General features: G+C 58.3%; 27 protein-coding genes and 1 tRNA gene. 11 read left to right on the top strand and 17 right to left on the bottom strand.

From position 1 onward, the window contains the following. Nucleotides 1–27: 27 nt before the first annotated feature. Together AC1RMX_RS28120 and AC1RMX_RS28115 are read right to left on the bottom strand one after the other, a co-directional pair. Nucleotides 28–2,337: a hypothetical protein gene (locus AC1RMX_RS28120; RefSeq protein ID WP_493073741.1), complete on the bottom strand. Its 2,310-nt coding sequence runs from the start codon at nt 2,335–2,337 to the stop codon at nt 28–30. Nucleotides 2,338–2,362: 25 nt separating this feature from the next. Continuing rightward, nucleotides 2,363–2,437: transfer RNA gene (locus tag AC1RMX_RS28115), tRNA-Lys, on the bottom strand. A 141-nt stretch (nt 2,438–2,578) separates the two neighbouring features. Between AC1RMX_RS28115 and AC1RMX_RS28110 the strand changes: the two genes are divergently transcribed. Both AC1RMX_RS28110 and AC1RMX_RS28105 read left to right on the top strand, forming a co-directional pair. After that, the gene (locus AC1RMX_RS28110; protein WP_096820674.1) at nt 2,579–2,842 is read left to right on the top strand and encodes a hypothetical protein; all 264 of its coding nucleotides are present in this window, start codon (nt 2,579–2,581) and stop codon (nt 2,840–2,842) included. After that, nucleotides 2,839–3,576 (top strand): Fic family protein, encoded by a 738-nt coding sequence (locus AC1RMX_RS28105; RefSeq protein ID WP_273538356.1) that lies wholly within the window; start codon nt 2,839–2,841, stop codon nt 3,574–3,576. Before AC1RMX_RS28110 ends, AC1RMX_RS28105 begins: the two co-directional genes overlap by 4 nt. Before the next feature lie 80 nt (nt 3,577–3,656). Here the strand turns inward: AC1RMX_RS28105 and ycaC are convergent, their stop codons facing one another. Further along, nucleotides 3,657–4,289, bottom strand: coding sequence for an isochorismate family cysteine hydrolase YcaC (ycaC, locus tag AC1RMX_RS28100; protein ID WP_085708478.1), 633 nt, complete (start codon nt 4,287–4,289; stop codon nt 3,657–3,659). A gap of 225 nt (nt 4,290–4,514) precedes the next feature. Here ycaC and AC1RMX_RS28095 point away from each other — a divergent pair, with 225 nt between their 5' ends. After that, nucleotides 4,515–6,077 carry a sensor domain-containing diguanylate cyclase gene (locus tag AC1RMX_RS28095; protein WP_192560586.1) on the top strand — a complete coding sequence of 521 codons (1,563 nt, stop codon included), beginning with the start codon at nt 4,515–4,517 and terminating at the stop codon, nt 6,075–6,077. 75 nt (nt 6,078–6,152) lie between these two features. Here the strand turns inward: AC1RMX_RS28095 and AC1RMX_RS28090 are convergent, their stop codons facing one another. The 3 genes from AC1RMX_RS28090 to AC1RMX_RS28080 form a co-directional block, all read right to left on the bottom strand. Continuing rightward, a complete protein-coding gene (locus AC1RMX_RS28090; RefSeq protein WP_493073740.1) occupies nt 6,153–6,539 on the bottom strand; it encodes a hypothetical protein in 387 nt (128 codons plus the stop codon). Between the two features lie 36 nt (nt 6,540–6,575). Beyond that, nucleotides 6,576–6,929, bottom strand: a complete 354-nt coding sequence (locus AC1RMX_RS28085) for a DUF7660 family protein (RefSeq protein WP_173861397.1) — start codon at nt 6,927–6,929, stop codon at nt 6,576–6,578. A gap of 91 nt (nt 6,930–7,020) precedes the next feature. Then, nucleotides 7,021–8,451: an aldehyde dehydrogenase family protein gene (locus AC1RMX_RS28080; RefSeq protein WP_493073738.1), complete on the bottom strand. Its 1,431-nt coding sequence runs from the start codon at nt 8,449–8,451 to the stop codon at nt 7,021–7,023. Between the two features lie 124 nt (nt 8,452–8,575). Between AC1RMX_RS28080 and AC1RMX_RS28075 the strand changes: the two genes are divergently transcribed. The 4 genes from AC1RMX_RS28075 (at nt 8,576) to AC1RMX_RS28060 (ending at nt 11,324) form a co-directional block, all read left to right on the top strand. Beyond that, nucleotides 8,576–9,478: a LysR family transcriptional regulator gene (locus AC1RMX_RS28075; protein ID WP_493073737.1), complete on the top strand. Its 903-nt coding sequence runs from the start codon at nt 8,576–8,578 to the stop codon at nt 9,476–9,478. A gap of 91 nt (nt 9,479–9,569) precedes the next feature. After that, nucleotides 9,570–10,463, top strand: a complete 894-nt coding sequence (locus AC1RMX_RS28070; RefSeq protein WP_493073735.1) for a hypothetical protein — start codon at nt 9,570–9,572, stop codon at nt 10,461–10,463. Next, on the top strand, nt 10,460–10,750 hold the full coding sequence (locus AC1RMX_RS28065; protein ID WP_493073734.1) for a hypothetical protein: 291 nt from the start codon (nt 10,460–10,462) through the stop codon (nt 10,748–10,750). Before AC1RMX_RS28070 ends, AC1RMX_RS28065 begins: the two co-directional genes overlap by 4 nt. Before the next feature lie 121 nt (nt 10,751–10,871). Then, entirely contained in the window at nt 10,872–11,324 is a 453-nt protein-coding gene (locus AC1RMX_RS28060; protein ID WP_493073733.1) for a hypothetical protein, read from the top strand. 38 nt (nt 11,325–11,362) lie between these two features. Here AC1RMX_RS28060 and AC1RMX_RS28055 read toward each other — a convergent pair whose 3' ends face one another. Further along, complete coding sequence (locus AC1RMX_RS28055; RefSeq protein ID WP_102622432.1) at nt 11,363–12,253, bottom strand: LysR family transcriptional regulator; 891 nt, start codon at nt 12,251–12,253, stop codon at nt 11,363–11,365. A 165-nt stretch (nt 12,254–12,418) separates the two neighbouring features. On the opposite strand from AC1RMX_RS28055, the gene AC1RMX_RS28050 reads away from it, so the two are divergent. Both AC1RMX_RS28050 and AC1RMX_RS28045 read left to right on the top strand, forming a co-directional pair. Then, nucleotides 12,419–13,408: a zinc-dependent alcohol dehydrogenase family protein gene (locus AC1RMX_RS28050; protein WP_493073731.1), complete on the top strand. Its 990-nt coding sequence runs from the start codon at nt 12,419–12,421 to the stop codon at nt 13,406–13,408. A 41-nt stretch (nt 13,409–13,449) separates the two neighbouring features. Continuing rightward, entirely contained in the window at nt 13,450–13,914 is a 465-nt protein-coding gene (locus tag AC1RMX_RS28045) for a thiol-disulfide oxidoreductase DCC family protein (protein ID WP_102622430.1), read from the top strand. Here the strand turns inward: AC1RMX_RS28045 and AC1RMX_RS28040 are convergent. Beyond that, on the bottom strand, nt 13,897–14,388 hold the full coding sequence (locus AC1RMX_RS28040) for a DUF2269 family protein (RefSeq protein ID WP_102622429.1): 492 nt from the start codon (nt 14,386–14,388) through the stop codon (nt 13,897–13,899). The two genes, AC1RMX_RS28045 and AC1RMX_RS28040, sit on opposite strands and share 18 nt — an antisense overlap. Before the next feature lie 2 nt (nt 14,389–14,390). After that, a complete protein-coding gene (locus tag AC1RMX_RS28035; protein ID WP_493073729.1) occupies nt 14,391–15,518 on the bottom strand; it encodes a saccharopine dehydrogenase family protein in 1,128 nt (375 codons plus the stop codon). Between the two features lie 164 nt (nt 15,519–15,682). On the opposite strand from AC1RMX_RS28035, the gene AC1RMX_RS28030 reads away from it, so the two are divergent. Both AC1RMX_RS28030 and AC1RMX_RS28025 read left to right on the top strand, forming a co-directional pair. Beyond that, entirely contained in the window at nt 15,683–16,246 is a 564-nt protein-coding gene (locus tag AC1RMX_RS28030) for a P-loop NTPase family protein (protein WP_493073728.1), read from the top strand. Between the two features lie 59 nt (nt 16,247–16,305). Beyond that, entirely contained in the window at nt 16,306–17,214 is a 909-nt protein-coding gene (locus AC1RMX_RS28025; protein ID WP_102622426.1) for an alpha/beta fold hydrolase, read from the top strand. A 22-nt stretch (nt 17,215–17,236) separates the two neighbouring features. Here the strand turns inward: AC1RMX_RS28025 and AC1RMX_RS28020 are convergent, their stop codons facing one another. The 8 genes from AC1RMX_RS28020 to AC1RMX_RS27985 all read right to left on the bottom strand — a co-directional run bounded on the left by AC1RMX_RS28020 (nt 17,237) and on the right by AC1RMX_RS27985 (nt 24,710). Continuing rightward, nucleotides 17,237–17,878: a LysE family translocator gene (locus AC1RMX_RS28020; RefSeq protein WP_493073726.1), complete on the bottom strand. Its 642-nt coding sequence runs from the start codon at nt 17,876–17,878 to the stop codon at nt 17,237–17,239. 242 nt (nt 17,879–18,120) lie between these two features. Further along, nucleotides 18,121–18,600 carry a hypothetical protein gene (locus tag AC1RMX_RS28015; protein WP_493073724.1) on the bottom strand — a complete coding sequence of 160 codons (480 nt, stop codon included), beginning with the start codon at nt 18,598–18,600 and terminating at the stop codon, nt 18,121–18,123. A 163-nt stretch (nt 18,601–18,763) separates the two neighbouring features. Further along, nucleotides 18,764–19,966, bottom strand: coding sequence for an FAD-dependent monooxygenase (locus AC1RMX_RS28010; protein WP_096820656.1), 1,203 nt, complete (start codon nt 19,964–19,966; stop codon nt 18,764–18,766). Continuing rightward, on the bottom strand, nt 19,966–20,484 hold the full coding sequence (locus AC1RMX_RS28005; RefSeq protein WP_493073722.1) for a MarR family winged helix-turn-helix transcriptional regulator: 519 nt from the start codon (nt 20,482–20,484) through the stop codon (nt 19,966–19,968). Before AC1RMX_RS28005 ends, AC1RMX_RS28010 begins: the two co-directional genes overlap by 1 nt. A gap of 154 nt (nt 20,485–20,638) precedes the next feature. Beyond that, nucleotides 20,639–21,145 carry a peptide-methionine (S)-S-oxide reductase MsrA gene (msrA, locus tag AC1RMX_RS28000; protein ID WP_273538091.1) on the bottom strand — a complete coding sequence of 169 codons (507 nt, stop codon included), beginning with the start codon at nt 21,143–21,145 and terminating at the stop codon, nt 20,639–20,641. Between the two features lie 122 nt (nt 21,146–21,267). After that, the gene (locus AC1RMX_RS27995) at nt 21,268–21,828 is read right to left on the bottom strand and encodes a fasciclin domain-containing protein (protein ID WP_096820653.1); all 561 of its coding nucleotides are present in this window, start codon (nt 21,826–21,828) and stop codon (nt 21,268–21,270) included. Between the two features lie 145 nt (nt 21,829–21,973). Beyond that, nucleotides 21,974–22,429, bottom strand: a complete 456-nt coding sequence (locus AC1RMX_RS27990) for a VOC family protein (protein WP_096820652.1) — start codon at nt 22,427–22,429, stop codon at nt 21,974–21,976. A 76-nt stretch (nt 22,430–22,505) separates the two neighbouring features. After that, nucleotides 22,506–24,710: an OsmC domain/YcaO domain-containing protein gene (locus AC1RMX_RS27985; protein WP_493073719.1), complete on the bottom strand. Its 2,205-nt coding sequence runs from the start codon at nt 24,708–24,710 to the stop codon at nt 22,506–22,508. Nucleotides 24,711–24,727: the final 17 nt, after the last annotated feature.

Raw genomic sequence — 24,727 nt, 5'->3', positions numbered from 1 at the left:
GCAGGCCTTTCGCTTGGCGATAAATTTTCAGGAAGGCATTAGCCAGTGTCGTTCAGTGGTCCATCCGAGAAACACCTTCCCGCCTTCGCGCTTCTGGCGACTCTCAGTCAACGGATGCCCGGATGCTGCTATACGCAACCCGATCATGGCCGGTAAAAACTTTTCCTGAAACTCACTGGATTGAGCCGCAAAATGCATTTCAATGGTCTTGAGTGCACCCTGCAACTGAACCGGATCCAGCATCGACAAATAAAACATCATCTGACGCCAGGCATAGGCCGTATTTTTCAACATGACCAAGCGTGCGTGGTAAAGCTGGATCTGAATTTGTTGGCGACGGCAAACCCATTCGAAGCACGACTGAGCCATTGTATTCAGGCGATCATGCAACACCTCTCTCAGTCCCAGCACACCAAACAGTGTTGCCAGATTCTGTGTTGTCACGATCTGTTGCTGCTCGATAATGGTGCCGTTGGTTGCAGGATGCCGAGTACCGATATCGACATTTGCACGCTGCGCGCACAGTCGGGCCAGCGCATCGTTGTTGTTTGTCGAACGTTGCCAATACGTTTTGGTGCGCCTCGATTTCGGCGGGTCGGGAAGACCTGCCAACTGATCCGTATCGATATCGTAATATCGGGCGTAAAGCGATCCAGTCAACATACGGGCTGATTGCCTGGCGGCCTTCACGAATTTATTCGAGAAAGCGCCCATGAAGATGTCCGTCGCGACCTCCTCCACGATTGGAAGATCCAGCTTCGCCGTTTCAACCAGAGACAAAAATTCCTGAAGCAATTTGTTCGGAATAATCGCTTGTGGAAACGCCGAGAGAGTCAGTGCTGACGCTTCGATCAGGGCCTGTTTGGCGCCTTCGACCGCAGATGCGTTCGCGTCATACTCACATTCAAGCGCTGACACCCACGGAATATCTCCGATTTTTACCTGACGTTGCATATCCAATAGCAACAAAGAGCGCCGACGCCTGAAAGCTCGATACGTAGCGACAGACAATGTCTTCAGCGTTGCATCTCGATATCCCGCACTACAGATTTCCGCCGTCATGGTCGGCAGTACTCGCGCCACCGTATCTCCGGATGTAATCACACCCTGGTCAATCAACTCCGCGACGGTTCCCTTGCGACAGCGTTCGAGGCGTCGACGAACCGAGGGGGGAACGGCGTCTCCAACCATTAATGCATGTAGGTTCGCCTCCTCATTGGTGATGGGTTCCAACAGAGGGGAAAAGTCAGAAATACCTTCAGAGTCTGGATAACTCGTCAGACGCGCGGAGACAGCCTTGGCAATCAGATGATGTGCCGACGCGTTCACGTGATGGCGTTGCTTTGCTCGCTTATTGGAGTGTGCTTCGGATTCTGGATGGCCATGCTTGGCCAGAAAGTCATCGACAATCTTCCGGATGCGTCCCACTTGACGCCCCGTCAGCGATGCCGGATCAAAGGAGCACTGTTTGAGCAATGCATGCAACTCCACCACCCGGTTCATGGAGGAGCCTGCACTGCGGGGATCAGACTCCAATGTCTTTTCAAACTGTGCGCCAAGCGCAATTGCACGTTCGAACCAACCCTCAGGGTAATACCTGCAAGGCCAGCTTTCCTGATAGGTCAGAAGGAAAAGCGAGATGGCTGCGTCGTAGAGAGGCAAGCTGTTTTCGACAACGTGTTTTTGAACAGCCACACGCGGTTGAGGTGCAAGGGTGGCCAAACGCTGGCTGATATAACCGACATTAAAAACCTCAACTTCAGCCACCGAGAATGCTTGCTTGTCAGTGACTGTCGGAAAGAAACGTAGTCGTTCGAAAAAAGGCGCAATCTGCTCAATCAGCGTTCGTGCTTCCTCGATGCGCTGGTGCGTCAGAAACCAGGCAATTGTCAGCAGTGCAGCCTCTTCCGGCACATCGATTTGATAATTCCCTTTCGCCAGACACTCTTGAAGCGATCCAACGCCTTCATCTGAAAGATGCCAGGTATTTAAATCGAGTCGTTCAAACCCGACGCGAATGCCGGGGATCAATGCAGCCAACCGGCGCTCATAAAGCGTTAACTCGCCGCCGGCCAGAAGCTTGCCAGTGGCAAAGCCGCCAGTGGCCACCTCCAACGTGACCCATTCGGGCAAATCCGCAAACGGTGTGCGTGAACCGTACAGCGCGCTGCCCTGCACGAGATGCTCGACAACCTGTCGCCAACGCTCAATCCGATCAAGCATTTGTGGGTCAGCGTCGTTTTCTCGTGCCGCGGTCAGCGCTCGAGATAGTTGAAAGTGCGCATAACCGTCATTTATCCCGACAAACGCATCCGATTCACTATCGTGCCTGGACATACTTCCTTGCGACCCTGCGTTGTAATGGGTCCGGGGGCTGGATTCGAACCAGCGCCCACCCGGTTAAGAGCCGAGTGTTCTACCGCTGAACTACCCCGGAACAGAGCGCGCATTGTCGACTGGCAATGAAAAGATGTGAAGCTCAATCTTGGGGATTTTGTTGCAGTTTGGTTCTGATCCTTCATCTTTTGATGAACCGGCGTCATGCTATGCTCAGAACACGTAGACAAGGGTTTTCCAAATGACTAAACCAGCCGCTGACAGTGTTGCAACCGAGGTTCGCAAGCTTGCCAAGGAACATCACGTCACCGCCGACCGTGACAGCGTGAGCTGCATGGCGGTAACCATTACGCGCCTGGCGGGTGATGTCGTTGAGCTGGATGGCGTTGAGCAATTACTCGTCAATCTCAAAAGGAAGGGTGTTCTGAACAAGTGGGAAATCATGACATTTCAAGGGCGTTATCTTGAGGAAAAGAGGCGGTCCAAAAAGAAGCTGAGCGCATGATGTTCGACCCTTTCGGCGATTTTGACACTAACGGCTATCTTCAAAATTCACTGAAGCTGAAAGATCCCCTCGAGGTAAAAGAATCTGAACATCTCGCTTTCGAAGCGAGTCTCGAAGACGCTCTTGCCTATCTGGCCAAGAGAAAACCCATCGATTACAAATCTGTCCTCAAAACGCACGAAATCCTGTTTTCCGGTTTCTATCCATGGGCCGGAAAGGACAGGAACGAACTCGTACCCCACCTCGCCGTTTTCAAGGGATCAAAAGACGATCCTCGCCACACGGTTTTTGAACGTCCCGACCTCATCAGAAGGTCTGTGGAATACGCCCTTGAACTTGCTGCAAACAAAGAGCGTTTCAGAGAACGTCCGGGAGAAGTAATGGGCCAGCTCGCATCTGCTCACCCTTTTCTGGATGGCAATGGGCGCACGATCCTGCTCATTTACATGGAACTGTGCTACCGCACGAGATTCGCCATTGATTGGTCAAATACGAACAAAGACGACTACCTGCGAGCACTCAGTGATGAGATCCAAAACCCATTCAAAGGCCATCTCGACGACTATCTGAAGCCCTACGTTCTCGATATCTCCAGCCGTGACGAATGGCCGGAAATGATCGGTGGAATAAAGGGTCTGGATGGGCTGGATAAAGAAGGCATTACCTACGAGAACCTCGACAGTCCAGAAGTGCAGCGGCTCTATAAAACGTATAGAACACCGCCCATCGAATGACCTTCACGTTTAGAGGACCGCAGTAGAAACAAAAGGCCTGCTTTTGAGAGCAGGCCTTTCACATTTTTCGCAGTATTCGATCAACCCTGACGAGCCGTCAGCGCCGCGTAGCCATTCATCAAATTGCGGTAGTTAGGAATCCGTTGCGACAGCAGGTTGCCCAGTCCTTCAATGTCGTTGCGCCAGTCGCGGTGCAGCTCACAGGCCACCGAGAACCAGTTCATCATCTGTGCGCCGGCCTGGGTCATGCGGTTCCACGCGGCTTGTTGCACGGTGGTGTTGAAGGTGCCGGAGGCATCGGTCACCACGAACACGTCAAACCCTTCAGCCAGCGCCGACAAGGTCGGGAACGCCACGCACACGTCGGTCACGACACCGGCAATGATGATCTGCTTGCGGCCGGTGGCCTTAATCGCCTTGACGAAGTCTTCGTTGTCCCAGGCGTTGATCTGGCCCGGGCGGGCAATGTAGGGCGCATCCGGGAACATTTCCTTGAGTTCCGGCACCAGCGGGCCGTTCGGGCCTTGTTCGAAACTGGTGGTGAGGATGGTCGGCAACTCGAAGAATTTGGCCAGGTCGGCCAATGCCAGCACATTGTTCTTGAACTCGTTCGGCGAAAAGTCCTGGACCAGCGAAATCAGACCGGTCTGGTGATCGACCAGCAGAACCACGGCGTCGTCTTTGTTCAGGCGGTTGTAGGTTGCAGTGCTCATGTTGAATCCCTTTTTAGTTGTGGAAGTTCGCTTGCGTTCAAGATGGGCACAGATTAATGACTCGCCTGAAAGCGATAAATCACCTGCAAAGCGTTTAACCGTCAACTCAGACGAGACAATCAGCGCAAACCGAGGCTCAATCACGCTGCGGTCCCGAACTTCCTGCCGATCCTTGTCATAATGTCCGCCAGCATTACGTTCAGAACGACATTCAAGGAAAAGTTGATGCTCGGACGCAACACGCAAGAGCCAACTGCAAACGACAAGCGGCGCCCCGCCAGCAAAGCTGTGAAGGCCGGCTCGACCTTCCGGCTGACGGTCAGCTTCATGCTGGTTGTGGTCGTGGCGTTTCTGGCGGTCGAGAGCTGGCGGACGTGGCGTGACTATCGTTCGGTCTTTGCGTCTGCGCGCGATTCGGTGACCAACCTGGCCCGCGCCACGGCCCAGCACGCCGAAGACACCATTCGCCAGGTCGATGTGGTCACCGCCGGGCTGGCCGAGCGTGTCGAAGGTGACGGACTGCAGAACCTCGATGTCCCGCGCATTCACAAGCTGCTGGTGCAGCAATCGAAAATCATGCCGCAGTTGCACGGCCTGTTCATCTACGGCCCGGATGGCCACTGGATCGTGACCGACAAAGAGGTCACCCCCGAAACAGCCAACAACGCCGACCGCGATTATTTCCAGTACCACCGCACTCACGAGGATCGGCAAGTGCGCATCGGCCAGGTGGTCGAGAGCCGCTCCACCCATGACCTGATCATTCCCATCTCCCGCCGCTTGAACAACCCTGATGGCTCGTTCGCAGGCGTGCTGTTGGGGACGGTCAAGGTCAGTTATTTCGTCGATTATTACGGCGATTTCCGCATTGATGACAAAGGCGCACTGGTGCTGGCCATGCGTGACGGCACGATTCTGGTCCGCCGTCCTTTCATCGCCTCTGTGGTAGGCAAAAGCCTGGCGAACAGCGAGATCTTCAAGACTTACCTGCCCGCCTCCAACGAAGGCATCGCCCAGATCCGAGCGGTGGTCGATGACACTGAACGGCTTTATGGCTATCGCGCCTTGACCACCTATCCGCTAGTGGTTGAGGCCGGCCTGTCGAAAGATTCCATCACCGCGCCATGGCGTCGGGACTTGCTGAAAAACGGCTTCGTGCTGATTTTTCTGATCCTGGTCCTCGCCGGTTTTGGACTGATCGTGCTGAGCCAGCTGCGCCAGCGGATCGCGATGGAGCGGGAGATCCGTTCCGCCCACCAGGCCATGCGCGACATGGCACTGACCGACAGCCTCACCGGGCTCGGCAACCGCCGGCGCCTGGACAACGCACTGGCAGACGAGATTCGTCTGGCCCGGCGCCAGGGCTCATCGCTGTCGTTGATCATGCTCGATGTCGACCACTTCAAACGCTACAACGACCGCTACGGCCACGCCGCCGGCGACGACTGCCTCAACGCCGTCGGACGCGCGATCCAGCAAGCGGTCAAACGCCCCGGCGACCTTGCCGTGCGCTACGGTGGCGAAGAGTTCACCGTGCTGCTGCCCAACACCGAGAACGCCGGCGCCATTCAAGTCGCCGAGGACATCCTGCAAGCCATCCGCTCGCTGGAACTGGAACACTCCGGGCATCCCCTCGGGTACGTCACGGCCAGCGCCGGCATTGCGACCCGCCATCCGGTTGACGACACAGTGACGCCGGCCATGCTGCTGCAGTCGGCGGATACCTGCCTGTATCAGGCGAAGCGGCTGGGGCGCAATCGTTGGTGTTCGGCGGATGAGTCGGTGTGATCGATGGCAGCGGGTGACGGCCGGAGGTACAAGCTCGATTCCACGTCAGTTGCCCGTCAGAATCGACACTGAACCTCAGCCCCTCAACGCACGCATTATGTCCTCAACCACTGGCCTCGCGTATTTCTCACTGGGATCAGTCCCCGGCGGGTCCTCGCTGCGGATCCATTCACCCAGATCAAACGCCTGATAGAGCGAGAAGGCGGGCTCAGGCATATCGTCAGTCATGCCGACCTCAACCACGGCATTGATGATTCCGTTCATCACACCATCGCAAAATTCATAGTCCAGCGATCTCTCCAGATAGCTTTCCGCAATCGCTACGGAGAGCTCGTTCAGCAGATCTCGCGGTGTCATTCCGAACTTCGCGCACGTGACGGCAAGATCACTCAGCGTTAATCCATTGACCTCGGCTTCCACCGAAAGCGCCTTGAGTTCGTTGTCCGGTAGCATTCTGGGCATGGGCTCTTCCGGCCAGACGCGAAGGTCGCGTGCGGCTCACTCATAAAACTTTCCGGCCAACAGAATAGCGGCGCAGCGCTGCCATACGTTCGACACCGCTCCGTCGTTTGAGGTGGATCGGCTGCTTGAATCTGCCCACGCGGCCGCGGCATCGAGAAACGAGTCTACGGATCCGTTTTCCCACTCTGAAGCGCCGGCCCAATCGAGCGTTGAAGGTGACAGCTCTTCCAGTGATCGCTCGTGGGCAAAATCAGCACCCAGCGCCTGGATGAAGCGAATGAACGAGGCTTCATCGCTGACATGTACCAACAATTCATCAAGATCCAAAGGGTCAGACATGAGTTTCCAGGCTTGGTGTTCGGGAGGCGCCATGCTGCGATACAGCAGCATGGACGGTCAACTTCAAACCCGGGCAATCATTCGAAACGCTGCTGGAAACCAGGAATGAATTCCGCCCGGTTTCCGATGCCACACACAGCGTTCACTTCACCGCGTCATGGGTGATCAATGTCTTCGGCTCCAGATACGCGCTCATCCCCCACTTGCCCATTTCGCGCCCCAGGCCCGAATGTTTGAAGCCACCAAAAGGGGCGCGCGGTTCGTGGGCCAGGGTGTTGATGAGCACGCGTCCCGAATCGATCTGACGGGCGATATTCACACAACGTTCGGGGTTCTGGCCCAGCACCAGAGCGCTCAGTCCATAGTCCGTATCGTTGGCGATTCTTATCGCATCGGCGTCGTCCTCGTAAGGGATGATCGTCAGCACCGGGCCGAAGATTTCCTCACGCGCGATACGCATCTGGTTGTTGGCGTCCGTGAAGATCGTGGGTTTGACGAACCATCCGGCCTGCAGGCCTTCCGGACGACCTTCGCCACCCGCCAGCAACCTCGCCCCCTCCTCCTGACCGATACGGATGTAGCGCTGCACCCGCTCCCATTGTTTCTGGCTGACCATCGGGCCGATATCGGTGTCGGCGTTGCGCGGATCGCCCGATTGAAACTGTGCGACGCCCTCCTTCGCGACCTGCTCGAACTCTGCCAGCCGTGAACGCGGGACAAGAATGCGCGTGCCCGCGATGCAGGCCTGGCCGCTGTTGAGGAATCCGGCGTGCAGTGCCAACGGCATGACCGCCTGGAAATCCGCGTCATCGAGTACCACGGTGGGCGACTTGCCGCCCAGTTCCAGGGTCACGCGTTTCAGGGTGTCGGCACCGGTTCTGACCAGATGCTGACCAACTGCGGACGACCCCGTGAACGAGATCTTGGCCACGTCGGGATGGCGGGCGATCTCCTCGCCCACCACATCGCCCCGTCCGTTGACGATATTGAAGACACCCGGTGGCAGTCCCGCTTCGTGCAACGCCCGGATCACGACCTGCGTCTGCAACGCGCTCATCTCGCTGGGCTTGATGACGGCGGTGCAGCCTGCCGCCAGTGCGGTAGCCAGTTTGTTGCAGATGAAGCCGGCATTGCTGTTCCACGGCGTGATCAGACCGGTCACGCCCACGGGCGTCAGAATGACTTTGGCCATACCGGCCTGCTCTTCGAAGTCGAACGCCTCCAGCGCCTCGATCGCTTGTGCAATCACATCCGCCGGATACGTCGCCATCCAGCGCCCACGAACCGCAGGCGAGCCGTACTCTTCAAGGATGGCTTCCAGCAGTTCTTCCTCTCTGGCCGCCACGGCCTTATGCATGCGTTGCAGGGCGGCAATACGCTCCTCGCGCGTGGTGCGAGACCAGGCCGGGAACGCAGCCTTGGCGGCGGCGATGGCGCGCCGGGCATCGAGCGCATCGCCCAGTCGAACCTGACCGATGACTTGCTCGGTGCTCGGGTTATGGAGGTCAAACCATTCCTGACCGTGTGGGAGGACGTAGTCGCCGTTGATGTAGATGTGTTCAATGCGCTGCATGACAACTCCTCGCTGAAAATGACTCGCCTGAATCGAGCCTGTATGACGCGAAGTCTAAGAAGAGTTGATTGTTCCGATAAGCTATCCTTTGGCTGATGAAGCATCCCTATTTTCAGGACAATCCATGCACAGAACAGGAATGACCGAGCTGGAAGTGGTGCTGGCCGTTGCCCGACGCAACAGTTTTCGCGGCGCGGCCCAGGAACTGGGTATGTCCACCACGGCGGTGAGCAGCGCGGTGGCCGGCCTCGAAGCGCGCCTGAAGGTGCGCCTGTTCAATCGCTCCACACGCAGCGTTGCCCTCACCGACATCGGGCAACGCTATGTGGAGCGCATCGCCCCTGCCCTGGCGCAGATCAAGAGTGCCGGCGAAGAGGCCAGCGTCGGTCTCGACGAACCCAGCGGCACACTGCGCATCAATGCACCGCACGGCGCGGCCTACCTGCTGCTGGAGCCGCTGCTCGATCAGTACGCTCGGCGCTATCCCGAGGTGCGCATCGACGTCGTCAGCGAGGCAAGCATGGTCGACATCGTCGCCGGGGGCTTCGACGCCGGGATTCGCCTGGCCGAGTCGGTACCGCAAGACATGATTGCGGTGGCGCTGTCAGGCGACATCCGTATGCTCATGGTGGCAACGCCCGATTATCTCGAACGCCATGGCGTGCCCGAACACCCGCGGGATCTGCTCACCCACCAGAGCATCGGCATGCGCATGGCCCACGGAGGTATCTACCATTGGGAGCTGGAACGCGATGGCGAGAAATTGCAGATGGATCTGCCGACGCGCTTCGTGTTCAACGAGTTGCTGGCGATCAAACAGGCCGTGGTGCTGGGCCTGGGCATCGGTTTCATTTCCGAGTGGTTCATCCAGGAAGAACTGGCAAGCGGCGCATTGGTGCCGGTGCTGATGCCGTGGTGTCCGTCGTTTGGCGGGTTGAGGCTTTATTACTCGGGCCATCGCTTCGTGCCGGCGCGATTGCGTGCGCTGATTGATCTGGTGCACGAGTTGCGGCCGAGTCCGGTTTGATTCTTGCGATCAATCGAGATGTGCGTTGCAAATGTACGGCAGTCTGGCTTCAAGGCAAAATGGCGCCTCGTTTTTTTCAAGGAACACATGAGTGATCAGCAATACATTGAAATCATGGATCGATTGTCGACGGATCTCGTCTTTGCTTTTACTGACAGGCCTGGCTTCCCTTTCTGGCTGTCACCAGCTGACCACCGACCAGCGAATAAATGCCTGGATGGACAGTGGCGGCAAGTCTGCTCCAACGCTCATGACTGCAAAAGAAATCAATGCGATGGAGGCAAGGCGCTATATCAGGGTTTTACGTAACACCTTGGCCGAGAAAGTGTTGCTGGCGAATAGCGAAGGCATACGAGGCAGCGTCAAGTTGCGGATGAAGCTCAGCCGGCAAGGTGACGTATTGCTCTGCGAGACGCAGTCAACTGACCCGGACTCCCCCCCCGGCTTCGTCAATCTGGTAACCGATGTGTGCTGGAGCGAGATTTGGTCAACCATCCCGGAAGATCTTCAAAGCCCGGTCGATGGCTCCCTTGAGATTATCGCGCCGCTAATCGCCAAGGGCGATGTTTCATCCATTTCCGACTACGACCTGAAACACCGGAAGGCTGGTCTTGCAAGCCGCTTTTTCTGGGACAACCTGCTGGCCGGGCACTCAATCAACGCGTTCGGCATAGCCCGTTTTGATTTCACGGCTAACGCGAAGGGCCAAATTGCGCATTGCGATGTGACGCTTGAGAAAAGCTACTCCCGTCCAGAGTCCTTTCACCCGGATCCCGCGTTACAAAAGTCACTTGCGGCTCAGTGCCTACAACTCGACCTGCAACAAATGCCCGGGTTTCAGGTGGGTGAATCCGGAGTGGTCAACCGTGCGGTTTTTGTAGAGTACTTTCCGTGGAAAAACCGCATGGGTAAACATCAGGGAAAAGCTACAGCCACCGATAAAAAAGGGGGCGCCCCCATCAGCGCCAGCAAGGAACGCACATGAAGCTACTTGAACTCACGCCGGCAACCTATCACCTGAACGACAGCTATTGGGACCTTCTGCGGGCTAAAGACGGATCGCTGTATCTGCTCGTCAATTGCGAAGCGTCTTTTGTGAGTTATGACGCTCTGATCAAGCTCAACGACGATGAGTTGCGCGATCACCACGGCCTGGGCTGGCTGTCCATTCAATACCTGGCCAATCGAATCAATTATTTTGTCAGTGACTACAAGGCACGACTGATCACGGGGCCTTTGCTTGACGCGGCGATTCAAGCGTCGAAACGGTAGATATCAAGCTTGAGCGCGATGATGCCGAGCTGACGTTGTCCACTACCCCGGCGTGGTGCAAGTGCTACGGACTGGCCAGGGCACAATGGGCAACAGGCCAGGCAAAGGAATCAGAACCGAATTGAGCAACGCCCCGGTCAATTCACCCACTCAGGAATTCGTAATCATCACATCACGTTATGCAAAAGGTCAGGGGCAGGCACCGTTGCATCTTGCTCTGATCCATTGTGCCGCGGACGAATCGGGCTATCTGCAACTGACGGATAACGCAGGCGCAGCGCATCGAGTTCCCTTCAGTTCCCACGCCGAGCGACTGTCCCTGCTCACCCGTCTGATAGGCGAACGCGTGCCCATGGCCGTCGGTGGCATGTGCCCGGGCCCGGCCGATGAGGTTGCGCTGCTGATTGCAAACAAGGCGCTCAACGGCCCTTACATCGAACTCTTGTGGACGGCGCCACAGCAGTGGATCGTGCGCGAAATTGCAGGTGACACCGTGGAATGGGAAGCTGAATCGGACGTTGCGAGGATCGCCAATACGTCATTCGATCCGGGGTTTCTGACAGCCTCGAAATGAGTTGAACGATGGAGTCTGATGACAGCCAGGCTCCCCTTTCACGCATCAGCCCCAAACGCAGCCCTGGCAAAATCCACGAAGCTTCGCAGCTTGGGCGTCAGCCTAGGGTCCGGTGCATACAGAAGATTCATTGGGGAGACCGGGACGTTGTAGTCCGGCAGAAGGTTCACCAGCGTTCCACTTCTCAGCGCATCCTTGACCAGTTCCAACGGCAACAGCACGACACCCAGCCCTGCCACCGCGGCCGACAGCAAGGGGTCGGCCTGATTGATCGTCAATCTGCTTTTAATCGGCACGTCGATGCAACCGTCCGGCCCTTCGAGGCGAATGTGTGAGCGACCGTCCGAATAGGCAAACGCCAGGCATTCATGTTCCTGAAGATCCAGCGGGGTCGTAATCGGTGGACGTCTGGCCAGATAGGCAGGCGCTGCACACAACACCATTTGATAAGGCTTCAAAGGCAAAGCCTTCAGACCGCTGTCGGACAGCTCACCGATTCGAAACACCACGTCATATCCGCCCTCCACCAGGTCAACGAGTTCGTTGGACAAGGTCAGATCCACGGACACCTGCGGATACCTGACCATGTACTCCAGCAGCCGAGGCGACAGCGTGCTGACGCCAAAGGTGACCGGTGCGTTGATTCTGAGCCGGCCGCTGGGTACGCCTCGAGTCATCGCGGCCATTTCTTCCGCAGCGTCCATATCGGCCAGGATCAGCTTCGCCCGTTGATAGAAGGTGCGGCCGAAGTCGGTGAGGCTCTGTTTGCGGGTCGTGCGATTGAGCAGCGAGACACCCAGATGCTGCTCGAGCATCTTGACCTGTTTGCCGACCAGTTGCGGGGACAGATTGAGCTCATCCGCCACCGCGCTGAAGGAGCCAAGCTCCACCGCTTTGACGAAGACGGCCATCAAGGTGAGGCGATCCATTGGAAACCCTGCGTTTCTAGTGTTGCGCTATCGTAGGTCTTTATCCGACCCGGGCCAAAGCCTAAATTGACGGCCATGGCAACGACGCGCCCAACTCCAACAGGCGCGTTATCACTGGAACTCAGGTCGTTCACACCGGCCTCATTGATCACAGAAGAGGTAACCATGGCACGCATTGTCAGGATTCATGAATACGGCGACGCAAGCGTTTTGAAACTGGAATCGGTCGATGTGCCGGCTCCGGCATCCGGCGAGGTGCAAATCGAGGTCAAGGCCTTCGGGTTGAATCGGGCCGAGGTCATGTTCCGCAATCACGCCTATCTGCAGGAAGCGCAGTTTCCCAGCCGCCTCGGTTATGAAGCGGCCGGCGTGGTGGTTGCCGTCGGTGCCGGTGTCAGCGAGTTCAAGGTCGGTGATGCGATCAGCCTGATTCCGCCGCTGGACATCGCCAAATGGGGCACCTACGGCGAGCTGGCCAACGTGCCCGCCGAGCTGACGGTCAAACACCCGTCGAACCTGTCCTTTGAACAGGCCGCCGCTTCCTGGATGCAATACGTCACCGCGTGGGGCGCGCTCGTCGAACAGGCCAGACTGACGAAGAATGATTTTGTACTGGTCACTGCCGCCTCCAGCAGCGTCGGCCTGGCGGCCTTCCAGATTGCCCGAATGGTGGGCGCGACTTCGATTGCCGTGACCCGCACCCGGGCCAAGAAGCAGGCGTTGCTGGACGCCGGCGCCGCGCACGTCATCGTCAGCGATGAAGAGGATATCGTCGCCGCCGTCATGGCGCTGACCGATGGTCAGGGCGCGCGCGTGGTGTTCGATCCCATCGGCGGCCCGGCTTTCGAACAGCTCACCCAGAGCATGGCCAGGGGCGGCATTCTGCTTGAGTACGGCGCCTTGAGCCCGGAGCCCACGCCGTTCCCGCTGTTCACCGTGCTGGGCAAATGCCTGACCCTCAAGGGCTACCTTTACGCAGAGGTCGTCGCGAACCCTGCGGCTCTGGCCCGAGCCAAGACGTTCATCAGCGACGGCCTCGCTTCGGGCGCGCTGAAGCCGATCATCGCGAAGACGTTCGCCCTTGAAGACATTCAGGAGGCGCATCGCTTTCTTGAAGCCAACCAGCAGGTCGGAAAGATTGTCGTGACTGTTTAAGGATATGATCCGGGAAACCAGGCCTCTATGGACCGATGTCTATGCCCGTTTCCCGGATTCGCCCGTCACCGGCTCCCCTGCTGAAACCCGGCGAGACAGTGGTGTTGTTCGATGGCGTCTGCAAGTTGTGCAATGGCTGGGCGAAATTCCTGATTCGCCATGACCGCCAGCAGCGAGTCCGGCTGGCGGCGGTGCAATCTCCCGAAGGGCAGGCGCTGCTCGCCTGGGCAGATTTACCCCTCGATCAGTTCGACACCATGGCGGTCATCCGCGACCGACACTATTGGGAGCGCTCCGATGCCTTTTTCGAAGTCGTTGCCCTACTGCCCGCCCGCTGGCGTCCATTGCAATGCTTGCGCATTTTCCCGCGCGGGCTTCGGAACTGGGCCTACGATCGTATTGCACTGAATCGTTATCGGCTGTTTGGACAATATGACACCTGTCTTCTGCCTGATCCCGATCATGAGCAACGCTTTCTGAAGGCTTCGCTACAGCAACAGCCCTAGCACCTGCACGGGCGTCATCTTCGTCACCATCATCAAGACAATCACGAACATCCCCAGAAAACCGGCCACCCCCATCCAGAACCATTGGCGGTACACCGACCCGTACTCGTCCGCGAGCCCTCCTCCGGTCTCGATCGCACTCGAAGCCATCACGTACAGGCGCTTCTGAAGCACCAGCACCGGCAGCCAGAGCGATCCCACACAAAGAAAGATGATCAACGACGTCAGCACCCATTCCGTGGTCAACGGAAGGCCGGCCAGCTTGATCAGCCCATAGCCCGATGCGATCTGAATGAAGCCTGCCGGGGTGGTGATCCAGGCGTCGAAGCGCACGACCATTTTCGCCACGTGAGCAATCACTTGAGGATTGGCGGTGCGGCTGGCGGCGATCAGGTAAAGGTAGGAACCCATGCCGAATCCGAACAGGAAAACCGCGGCGATCACATGAATGTATTTGAGGCACAGGTAAAGCATGGTCAGCGCTGCCCGTCGGAGAAACGCACGGACAGGCTCAGGTTTTCAGGGTCGTTGATCGCGGCCATGTATTCGTCGACGGTGATTTCGCCCACGCAAGGCCGGGCGCCGGGTTCAGGCACATAGCCTTGGGCCATTTTGGTGGCCAGGGCCACAGCGGCGCAGCTCGGGATTTCCGGGCCCTTGTCGTTCCACGCCGTCAGCTGAGCGGTCATGGACAGCGGTTGCCCTTCAACCCCGATACCTTGCACGTCAATGTACATCGCACTTTTGCCATCGCCGAGTCGCTCGAACCAGGTGCCCAAACGATGCAGTCGTGCGGCCCAGGGCGCAGGGTCCCGAATCAGCCCCATCTTCTGGGCCTGGGCAAACAGAGCATTGGCGACACCGCCGAGTTTCAACCCCGCTCCAGCCTTGAAGCTCAAGGTCCGGGCGCCGTAGCGACCGGCGAAAATGTCCATGTCCGGCACGTCGACGTTGGCCAGCAAGCGGGTGCCCAGATGCGGCATCTTGCGCAACGTCAGATCCTGCCAGCCCGGTACTTCGTGAACCCGGCCATCCTTGAGCTGTTTGATCGGTTTGCCCGCGTAGGCAAGCACACCTTCAACGGTAGACAGCCCCGGCATCTTGGCGGAAGAGGAAATGCCATGTTCGATCGAATCGATGCGTTGAAAGCGATACCGCTGCTGATCGATGATGGCCGAAGACAGGGTCGGCACCGAACTGCAACCGCTGAGAATCGCCACGCCCGCCTCTTTCGCGCGCGCATCGAGTACAGCAATACCGTTGACGAAGGTTCGGCAATCGGACAGGTCGCAATAGTTCACCCCGGCCTCGATGCAGCTTTCGGCAACCGCATAGGACTGCCCCTGAAACGGGCCGCCAGTGTGGACGACCAGCTCAATTCCCATCGAGCCCAACGCAGATTGAAACCCGGGCCCCATGGCATCACCGCACCAACTGGCGCAGGTTTTTCCTGAAGCGGCTTGCAACGCCTCGACCTTGCGCAGCAACTTGTGCGGATCGCGACCCGAGATCGCCAGATCAACATCGGGCATCGACGCCAGATGCCGGCAGACGATGCTGCCGAAGTTTCCATACCCACCGACTACCAACACCTTGAACGCCATTCAACGCTTCCCTAACGATTCGATCGTACAGCCAACTTGCCCGAGACAGGATTCGCGGGAGCTTCCCTGATATCGGCGGGTCAGGCAAGAAATACGACTGAATCCGCTTTGATTGAACATCCGGAACCTGCACAATTGCCGGCTTTTTTCGACAGGACGCCCCTATGCAACGGATTGTGATTCTGGGTAACGCCGGCAGTGGCAAATCCACCCTCGCCCGCGCCCTCGGCCAGCGCCTGAACCTGCCCGTGGTTCATCTGGATACCTTGTTCTGGGAACCAGACTGGGTCGAGCCCGACGCAGAACAATTCCGCACACGGGTCCGCGAGGCAATCAACGCGGATTCATGGGTGTGTGAAGGCAACTATGCCCGGCGAACCTTCGACCTTCGCCTGCCCCGCGCCGACCTGATTATCTGGCTCGATACGCGACGACTCACCTGCTTCGCCCGCGTGATCCGACGCAGCATCATGAACCGCCCTCGCCCGGATCTCGCGACAGGCTGCAGAGAAAAAATCGACCGGAAATTCCTGACGTTTCTGAAGTTCGTATGGACCTTTGACCGGGGTTACCGCCCGGGTATCGACAACGTGCGCCAGTCAATCGGGCCAGACGTCCCGGTGGTGCATTTGCGCGGCAAACGGCAGGTTTCGACCTTTCTCGACAGGCTTTGCACCACACCTCAAGTCAGCCAGAGGCAGACTCCCGCGCAAAACGCTCAACGGTAAAAGGCAGCGTTGTAAAAGCGGTCTACGCTCCACCCACCTACACCTCTGGAGTCACCGTGATGATCCGCGCCTTGCTGACCGCTTCCTTGCTGGTGACCCTGAGTGTTCCGGCCCATGCGGACGTGAAACCCTTCCCCGCTTCCTTCCGCACGCAAGACATTGCCGTGGACGGCGCGAAGATCCACACGCGCATCGGCGGCAAAGGCCCGGCCGTGGTGCTGTTGCATGGTTTTGGTGATACCGGGGACATGTGGGTGCCTCTCGCCACCGATCTGGCGAAGGATCACACCGTGGTGATTCCTGATCTGCGCGGGATGGGGCTGTCGTCGATTCCTGACGGTGGCTACGACAAGAAGACCCAGGCGGGAGACATCCGCGCCGTGCTCGCCTCGCTGGGCATCGAGCATTCGGTCGTCATCGGTCACGACATCGGCACCATGGTCGCGTTCGCCTATGCCTCGCGGTATCCGCAACAGACCGATCGCCTGGTGGTAATGGATGCGCCCGTTCCGGGTATTGCGCCGTGGAACGACATCGTGCGTTCGCCGATGCTCTGGCACTTCGATTTTGGAGGCCCGGACATGGAGCGACTGGTCGCCGGCCGTGAGCGCATTTATCTGGATCGCTTCTGGAACGAGTTCGCCGGCAACCCGAAAAAAGTCGACGAAGCCACCCGCCAGCATTACGCCAAACTCTACGCCCGCCCCGGCGCGATGCACGCGGCCTTCGCTCAGTTCCGCGCCATTCGCCAGGACGCGGTGGACAACGAAGCGTCGTCAAAGAACAAGCTGACGATGCCGGTCCTGGCCGTCGGCGGTGAAAAGTCCTTCGGTAACAACGAAGCGATCGTGATGCGCAACGCCGCCGACAACGTCACCGAAGTGGTGATCGCCGGAGCGGGTCACTGGCTGATGGAAGAAGCGCCGGTGGAAACCACGCAGGCGATTCGCAGCTTTATGACCCGCTGACGCTGGCGATGGACGCTGCCCCTCAGGCAGCCTGCCGGCGCATGGTCAGAATGGCGGCGCCGAAGCCGATGAACGTCGACCCCACCACCCGGCTGACCCAGCGGGAAAACGCCGGACGGGTCAACACGCCTTTGGCCCGGGATGCGAGCGCGGCGTAGAGCGTCAGGGACGTCACCGACAGCGCCATGAAAATCGACGTCAGGATCAGGAACTGCGGCAGCAGCGTCGCGCCCTGGTCGATGAACTGCGGGAACAGCGCGGTGAAAAACATCGTCGCCTTGGGATTGGTCACGGCCGTCAGGAATGCCGACTTGTAGAGTTTCAGGCGCGTGGGCCGGGCTTTCTTCGAATCGTCCTGAGGACTGTCCTGAAGCATCGCGTCCTTTTTGAACAGTTGCTTGATCCCGAGATAGAACAGATAACCGGCGCCGATGATCTTCACCGCGTTGAACAGCATTTCGGAACTGGCGAGCAACGCCCCGAGCCCGAGCATCGCAGCGGTTGAAAGACAGAACAGGCCACTGGCATTGCCGAGCGACGACCAGATCGCGCTGCGCTGACCATGGGCCAGGCTGTTGTTGATCGCCATCAGCGTCGCGGGGCCTGGGCTGGCGATGGCAATTGCGGCCACCAGGGTAAAAGCCAGAATCGAGTGAGAATCCATTTTCCATGCTCGTGGGAGTGAAAGGCTGCAGGGTACAGGAACCGGTGTGGCGCATCGACCGGTTGAATCGGCAGCATGACCGTCACCGCCATTTGACTCGATCAAACATGAGCTATCGTTTCAGCGACACGCCGCCATCGGGTGGCGGCCATGAAGTAAGGATGCTTCATGGCGGCGGCGCTCGACGGGCAGTGGACTCCGCCAGCGGCGGTGAAGGTGGATTGAGCGTGCGTCAGGGACGCCTAGCCATCCAGCCTCTTGTTATTGATTTTATCCAGCGCTTGAAGGATGGCGGGTTCACGCTCCTTCAATAGGGCCTGGAAGGTATTCTCGACGGAGTCTTCAGCGTCGAAGATCTTGTCCAGAAAGCTGCGGCCCTCAGGCGTGTTGTTCAAAATGTCTTTGCTCTGCGCGGGGTTATCGTGGGCACGAATCGCCGCATTGAGTTCGTCCGGCTGCAAGTGAGCCGCCAAGGTATCGATCCGCAGGTTTCTGATCTCATCGAAGGGAACTTTGTCTTCCACAACCTCGCGGATTTCTTCATCCATCACCGCCATGTAACGTGGCGAGTAATCTCGCATTACGGTTTCCACCACCTCATCGTAATGCTCCTTGAAGGCGCCGCTGATATCGACCAGTTCCCTGGCCTTGTCCTTGCTTCCTCCACAGGCGGTCAGTGACGTTGCAAGCAACAAAACCAACGCTGCCGTTCTCATTCCCATGAGCCTTTATCCTTGTTCAATTTGTAGAAACCGATTGCCTGGCGCAGGTGCGGACGGCTGCTTTCCATGGCAAACCTGCAGAACTGCAGGGGGCGCAATTCTAAACAAAATGGGGACAGATTTATTTTTTGATAATAAATCTGTCCCATTGAATGCTCTCGCTCTACACCCACGGCTGCTCGTCATACTCCGGCAATTCGATAGCATCAGCCTTCGGCGAAAGAATCTTCCCGAACAGGCGCTTGAACCCCGGCGCACTCGCCAGCCTCAACACCGCGTGACCAAGGGCGATGCCAAGGCGCGAATGCGGCGAGGCCAGTCTGGGGGCAAATCCAGGCACGCTTTGCGCCTGGGCAACAAAGGGCCGCATCAATTTTTCATAGGCCGCGAACGCCTGGGTATGGTCGGCATGGCGCCCCAGTTCACCGGCCAGCACGTAGGCGCCGCACAGACCCAGGCTGGTGCCCATGCCACTGATGGGCGATGCGCAATAAGCCGCGTCCCCGACCAGCGCGATGCGCCCCTTGGACCAACGAGGCATTTTGACCTGCCCCACCGCGTCCAGATAAAGGTCGGTGGCCTCCTCCAGTGCAGCCAGCACGCGGGGTGTCTCCCAACCGGCGTCGGCGAATATTTGCCTGAGCAAGGATTTCTGTTCGTCCTGCGCGAGTTTTTCGTATCCACACGGCGCCTGCTGAAAAGACAAAAACGCGCGGGTGGTACCCAGATTGTCAGGCCGCAAGCAGACACAGCGACCACCTGGAATATTGTGCCAGCGCATGACCTGGCCATCGCTCGGCTGCCGAGGAACAGTGAAATAGGCCGTATACAGATTGAGCGGACGGCGCTGGACTTCGTTGCCAAACACCTGATTGCGCGTTGTCGAACCGATCCCTTCAGCCACGATCACCAGATCGTAAACCTGCTCGGCACCCTGCTCGAAACGCACATGAACCTGCTCACCATCGTCTTCCATCGCTGCAACGCTGTCGCCGAATCGATAGGTCACTCGATCCTGACTGTGCTGGATCAATAGCCTGGCGAGCTCGCCCCGCAGGATCTCCAGTTCGGCAATCGGCCCCTCCCCGTCGAACGCATCGACACCCAGAAACGCCTGGGTCCGGTTATCCTGGTCAACGAAGGCGATGCCCTGTTCCTGAGTCGTGTTCGCCCGAATCAAATCTTCCAGACCCATGCGCTGAATCACCACACGCCCGGCGCCCCGCACGTCGATCGTTTGCCCCCCATCGCGAAACGCAGGCGCCCTCTCGACCACCGTAACGTCCATACCCTGGCGGGACAGCCAATAGGCCAAAGCAGGCCCGGCGATGCTTGCGCCGGTCACCAGTATTTTTTTTGGTTTCATCACGCGTCCTGGTTTTCAGACGTGGCCACAGGGCTGCCCGGCAATGTGGTGCGGTAGACCTCGATCACCTGGCCCAGGAATGCTTCAACCACGGCGCGATCCTTGCCGTCGAGTGCTCCGAGGACGGCGCTCAGGCCATTGAGCATTGGCGCGATATGCCGATAGGCCTGCGCCACCGACTCCGGAACCGGACACACCAGCACCCGGCGCTTGTCATTGAGCTGTCGTTCGCGAACCACGTGCCCGGCGCGTTCCAGTCGATCGATGACCTGCGTGATACCGGCGGTAGTCACTGAAAGACGCGCCGCCAGTTCAGTCGGTGGCAGAGGCCCGTCAGTGATCAGGTGTTCCAGCGCCGCCACATCCGTCTGATTGATGCCCAGCGCTGTGCCCAGATGGCTGGCAGCCTTGCGCGTCAGGATGGCGATCTGTTGCAACTGCTGGCCGACGACATCACTGGCGATCTGCAGGCTGCGGGGATCTTCGGTCGGATTTGGCGGTGATGAAGGTAACGTCATGTGCAGGATCGGTCCGGGCTGGTCGTGATGAGGACGCGAAACTAGCATATAGCTAACTTGCTTAGCTACCTTTCAGACTCAAGGACAAAAAAGAACCGGTCCATTTTTCAGAAAACAGACCGGTTCCCCTCATTCACACTGACGCTAAAGAACCTCAGGCGCGCTTCGGCAGCTTCCAGTTCGGGCGGATGAAGTGGCAGGTGTAGCCATTCGGAATACGCTCCAGGTAATCCTGGTGCTCCGGCTCCGCCTCCCAGAACGGCCCGGCCGGTTCGATTTCGGTCACCACTCGTCCAGGCCACAGCCGTGAGGCGTCGACATCGGCGGCGGTGTCTTCGGCGACGTCGCGTTGCTGTTCGTTGAGGTAATAGATCGCCGAACGATAGCTGGGGCCAAGATCATTGCCCTGACGGTTGGGCGTGGTCGGGTCGTGTATCTGAAAGAAGAACTCAAGGATCTGCCGATAGCTGATAACGGCAGGATCGAAGACGATTTCGATGGCCTCGGCGTGGTTGCCATGATTGCGGTAGGTCGCATTCGGCACATCGCCACCGGTGTAACCGACGCGCGTCTGCAGGACGCCGGGATAGCGCCGCAGCAGATCCTGCATGCCCCAGAAGCAGCCGCCGGCGAGGATGGCAGTTTCGGTTTGGCTGGTCATGGTCTGTCCTTCCCTTCGGGGGATATTGGAGGTAACCCTTGTTATGAGGGCACGCTGGCCAATTCCAAGCCCCTAAAAGGGGACAGATTTATTTAAAAAATAAATCTGTCCCCTTTAAAGGATTACTTCGGCATCAACACCGTATCCACTACATGAATCACGCCATTGGACTGCATCACGTCCGCAATGGTGATCGCAGCCTTCCCGCCTTTGGCGTCCACCACCCACAACTTGCCGTCGTGCAGCATGACGGTCAGGGATTCGCCCTGAACAGTTTTGAGCATGACTTTGCCGCCGTGCATCTTGGCGTCATCCATCAGCTGTTTTGCCGTGTGAGTGCCGGCAACGACGTGATAGGTGAGGATCGTGGTCAGGTCGGCCTTGTGCTCCGGTTTGACGAGCGTATCGACAGTGCCGGCGGGCAATTTGGAGAAGGCCTCATTGGTGGGGGCGAAGACCGTGAACGGCCCCTTGCTGTTGAGGGTGTCGACCAGCCCGGCCGCCTTGACCGCAGCAACGAGCGTGGTGTGATCCTTCGAGTTGACGGCGTTTTCAACGATGGTCTTGTTCGGGTACATGGCTGCACCGCCGACCATCACGGTATCGGCAGCAAAACTCGATCCCGTGCCAAGGCAGAGCAATGTGAAGCAGGCGATGGCAATGCGTTTGATGAGCGAGTGCATGGTGTGTCTCCTGAATTCTTCGACCCTTCGAATGAGGGTGCTGAATTTACGGAGCAGACGCGCAATCGGATGCATCACAACGCATGTATTTTATGCAAAAGGGGACAGATTTATTTTAAAAATAAATCTGTCCCCATTTAAAAACTCAGGCAAATGCAGATGTGATGAACGCCTCCAGCGCCTGCTCTTCGAGAATCTCGATAGAGAAATGCCCGAAGCGCTTGGGCAGCCAGATGATGCGTGTGCCAGACGGTGATTGCAGGTTGGCGCGCTCCAGGGGCTGTCCGTTTTCGTCTTCGGGCTGCACGCCGGCGATCACCAGTTCGTCGTAGGCCTTCTCGATGTCCGGGGTCGAATAGCAGTGACGGTAGATCATCCCCTCCCCCGACGAGTCCAGCAGTTCCTTGAGGTTGCCCGCCAATGGCTGGACCAGCATGAAACGCTCCTGGCCGATCAACGCAACCGCGTAGCGAACATGCAGGCCACCCCGTTCCCAGACGAGGGTTCTGGAGATTCTGGCTTTCAGGATTTGCGCGTAGTAGGCGCAGGCCTCTTCGAGGTTGTTGACCAGCACATCGACGTGACTGAACTTCAGATCCATTGCATCGCTCCTTCTGACAGGCGTCCATCTTAAAAACAAAAAAGCACCCGAAGGTGCTTTTTTGTTGTCATCGCTGTCAGCGAACCGAAGCCGTCACATTGGCCCGGGCCGCGTGCAGTTTCTTGTAGCTGTCGATCAATCGCAGGTGACGGTCGAGGCCTTCAAGCTTCATGCTGGTCGGCGTCAAGCCGTAGAAGCGCACGCTGCCGTCCACCGAGCCGATCGCGGCGTCCATCCGTTCGTTGCCGAACATGCGGCGGAAGTTGGCTTCGTAGTCGGCCAGCTCCAGATCCTCGTCCAGCTGCATCTCCAGCACCCCGTTGACGGCCTGATAGAACAGACCGCGCTCGACGGTGTTGTCGTTGTACTGAAGGAACATCTCTACCGCTTCCTTAGCCTCCTCGATTTGTCCCAGGGCGAGCCAGATCAGCAGTTTCAGTTCGAGGATCGTCAGTTGACCCCACACGGTGTTGTCGTCGAATTCGATGCCGATCAGCGTGGTGATGTCGGTGTAGTCATCCAGCTCGCTTTCGACCAGACGCTCGACCAGCGACTGGAGTTCTTCTTCGTTCAAGCGATGCAGGTTCAGGATGTCTTCACGGAAGAACAGCGCCTTGTTGGTGTTGTCCCAGATCAGGTCGTCCACCGGGTAGATTTCCGAGTAGTCCGGCACCAGGATGCGGCAGGCGGTTGCGCCGATGTGCTCGTAGACCGCCATGTACGATTCCTTGCCCATGCCCTTGAGGATGCCGAACAGGGTTTCGGCTTCCTCGGCATTGGAGTTTTCACCCTGGCCGGTGAAGTCCCACTCGACAAACTCGTATTCCGCCTGCGCGCTGAAGAAGCGCCACGACACCACTCCGCTGGAATCGATGAAGTGCTCGACGAAGTTGTTCGGTTCGGTGACCGCCTGACCTTCGAAGGTCGGCTGCGGCAGGTCGTTCAGGCCTTCGAAGCTGCGGCCCTGCAGCAGTTCGGTCAGGCTGCGTTCCAGCGCGACTTCGAAGCTCGGATGCGCGCCGAACGAGGCGAACACGCCGCCGGTACGCGGGTTCATCAGCGTGACGCACATCACCGGGAATTCGCCGCCCAGCGATGCATCCTTCACCAGCACCGGGAAGCCCTGGGCTTCCAGGCCCTGAATGCCGGCCATGATCGCCGGGTACTTCGCCAGCACTTCTTGCGGCACGTCCGGCAATGCAAATTCACCTTCGATGATTTCGCGCTTCACGGCGCGCTCGAAGATTTCCGACAGGCACTGCACCTGAGCTTCGGCCAGGGTGTTGCCGGCGCTCATGCCGTTGCTCAGGTACAGGTTTTCGATCAGGTTCGACGGGAAATACACCACCTCGCCGTCCGACTGGCGAACGAATGGCAGGGAAACGATACCGCGCTGTTCATTGCCGGAGTTGGTGTCGATCAGGTGCGAGCCACGCAGCTCGCCGTCGCGGTTGTAGATCTTCAGGCAGTACGGATCGAGGATCTCGGTCGGCAGCTCGTCATTGCTGCCCGGCTTGAACCAGCGCTCGTCCGGGTAATGCACGAACGGCGCATTGGCGATGTCTTCGCCCCAGAACTGATCGTTGTAGAAGAAGTTGCAGTTCAGGCGCTCGATGAACTCGCCCAGTGCCGACGCCAGCGCCCCCTCTTTGGTCGAGCCCTTGCCGTTGGTGAAGCACATCGGTGAGTGCGCGTCGCGGATGTGCAGCGACCACACGTTGGGCACGATGTTGCGCCACGAAGCGATTTCGATCTTCATGCCGAGGTCGGCGAGGATGCCCGACATGTTGGCGATGGTCTGCTCCAGCGGCAGATCCTTGCCCGGAATGTAGGTGCTCGCGCTGGAGTTCGCGCCCGGCATCAGCAGTGCCTGGGCGTCGGCGTCGAGGTTTTCCACTTCCTCGATCACGAACTCAGGGCCGGCCTGCACCACTTTCTTGACCGTGCAGCGGTCGATGGAGCGCAGGATGCCCTGGCGGTCCTTGTCGGAGATGTCTGCCGGCAACTCGACCTGAATCTTGAAGATCTGGTTGTAGCGGTTCTCCGGGTCAACGATGTTGTTCTGCGACAGGCGGATGTTATCGGTCGGGATATTGCGGGTTTCGCAATACAGCTTCACGAAGTAAGCCGCGCACAGCGCCGACGAGGCCAGGAAATAGTCGAACGGACCCGGTGCCGAGCCGTCGCCCTTGTAGCGGATCGGTTGGTCGGCCACCACCGTGAAGTCGTCGAACTTGGCTTCAAGTCGAAGGTTGTCGAGAAAGTTGACCTTGATTTCCATGGGGGACTACCAGAATA

Source organism: Pseudomonas sp. GW822-FHT03F04 (assembly GCF_058801405.1).
Note: the sequence above shows the minus strand (reverse complement) of the source record. Positions and strands in the feature narration are given on the sequence as shown.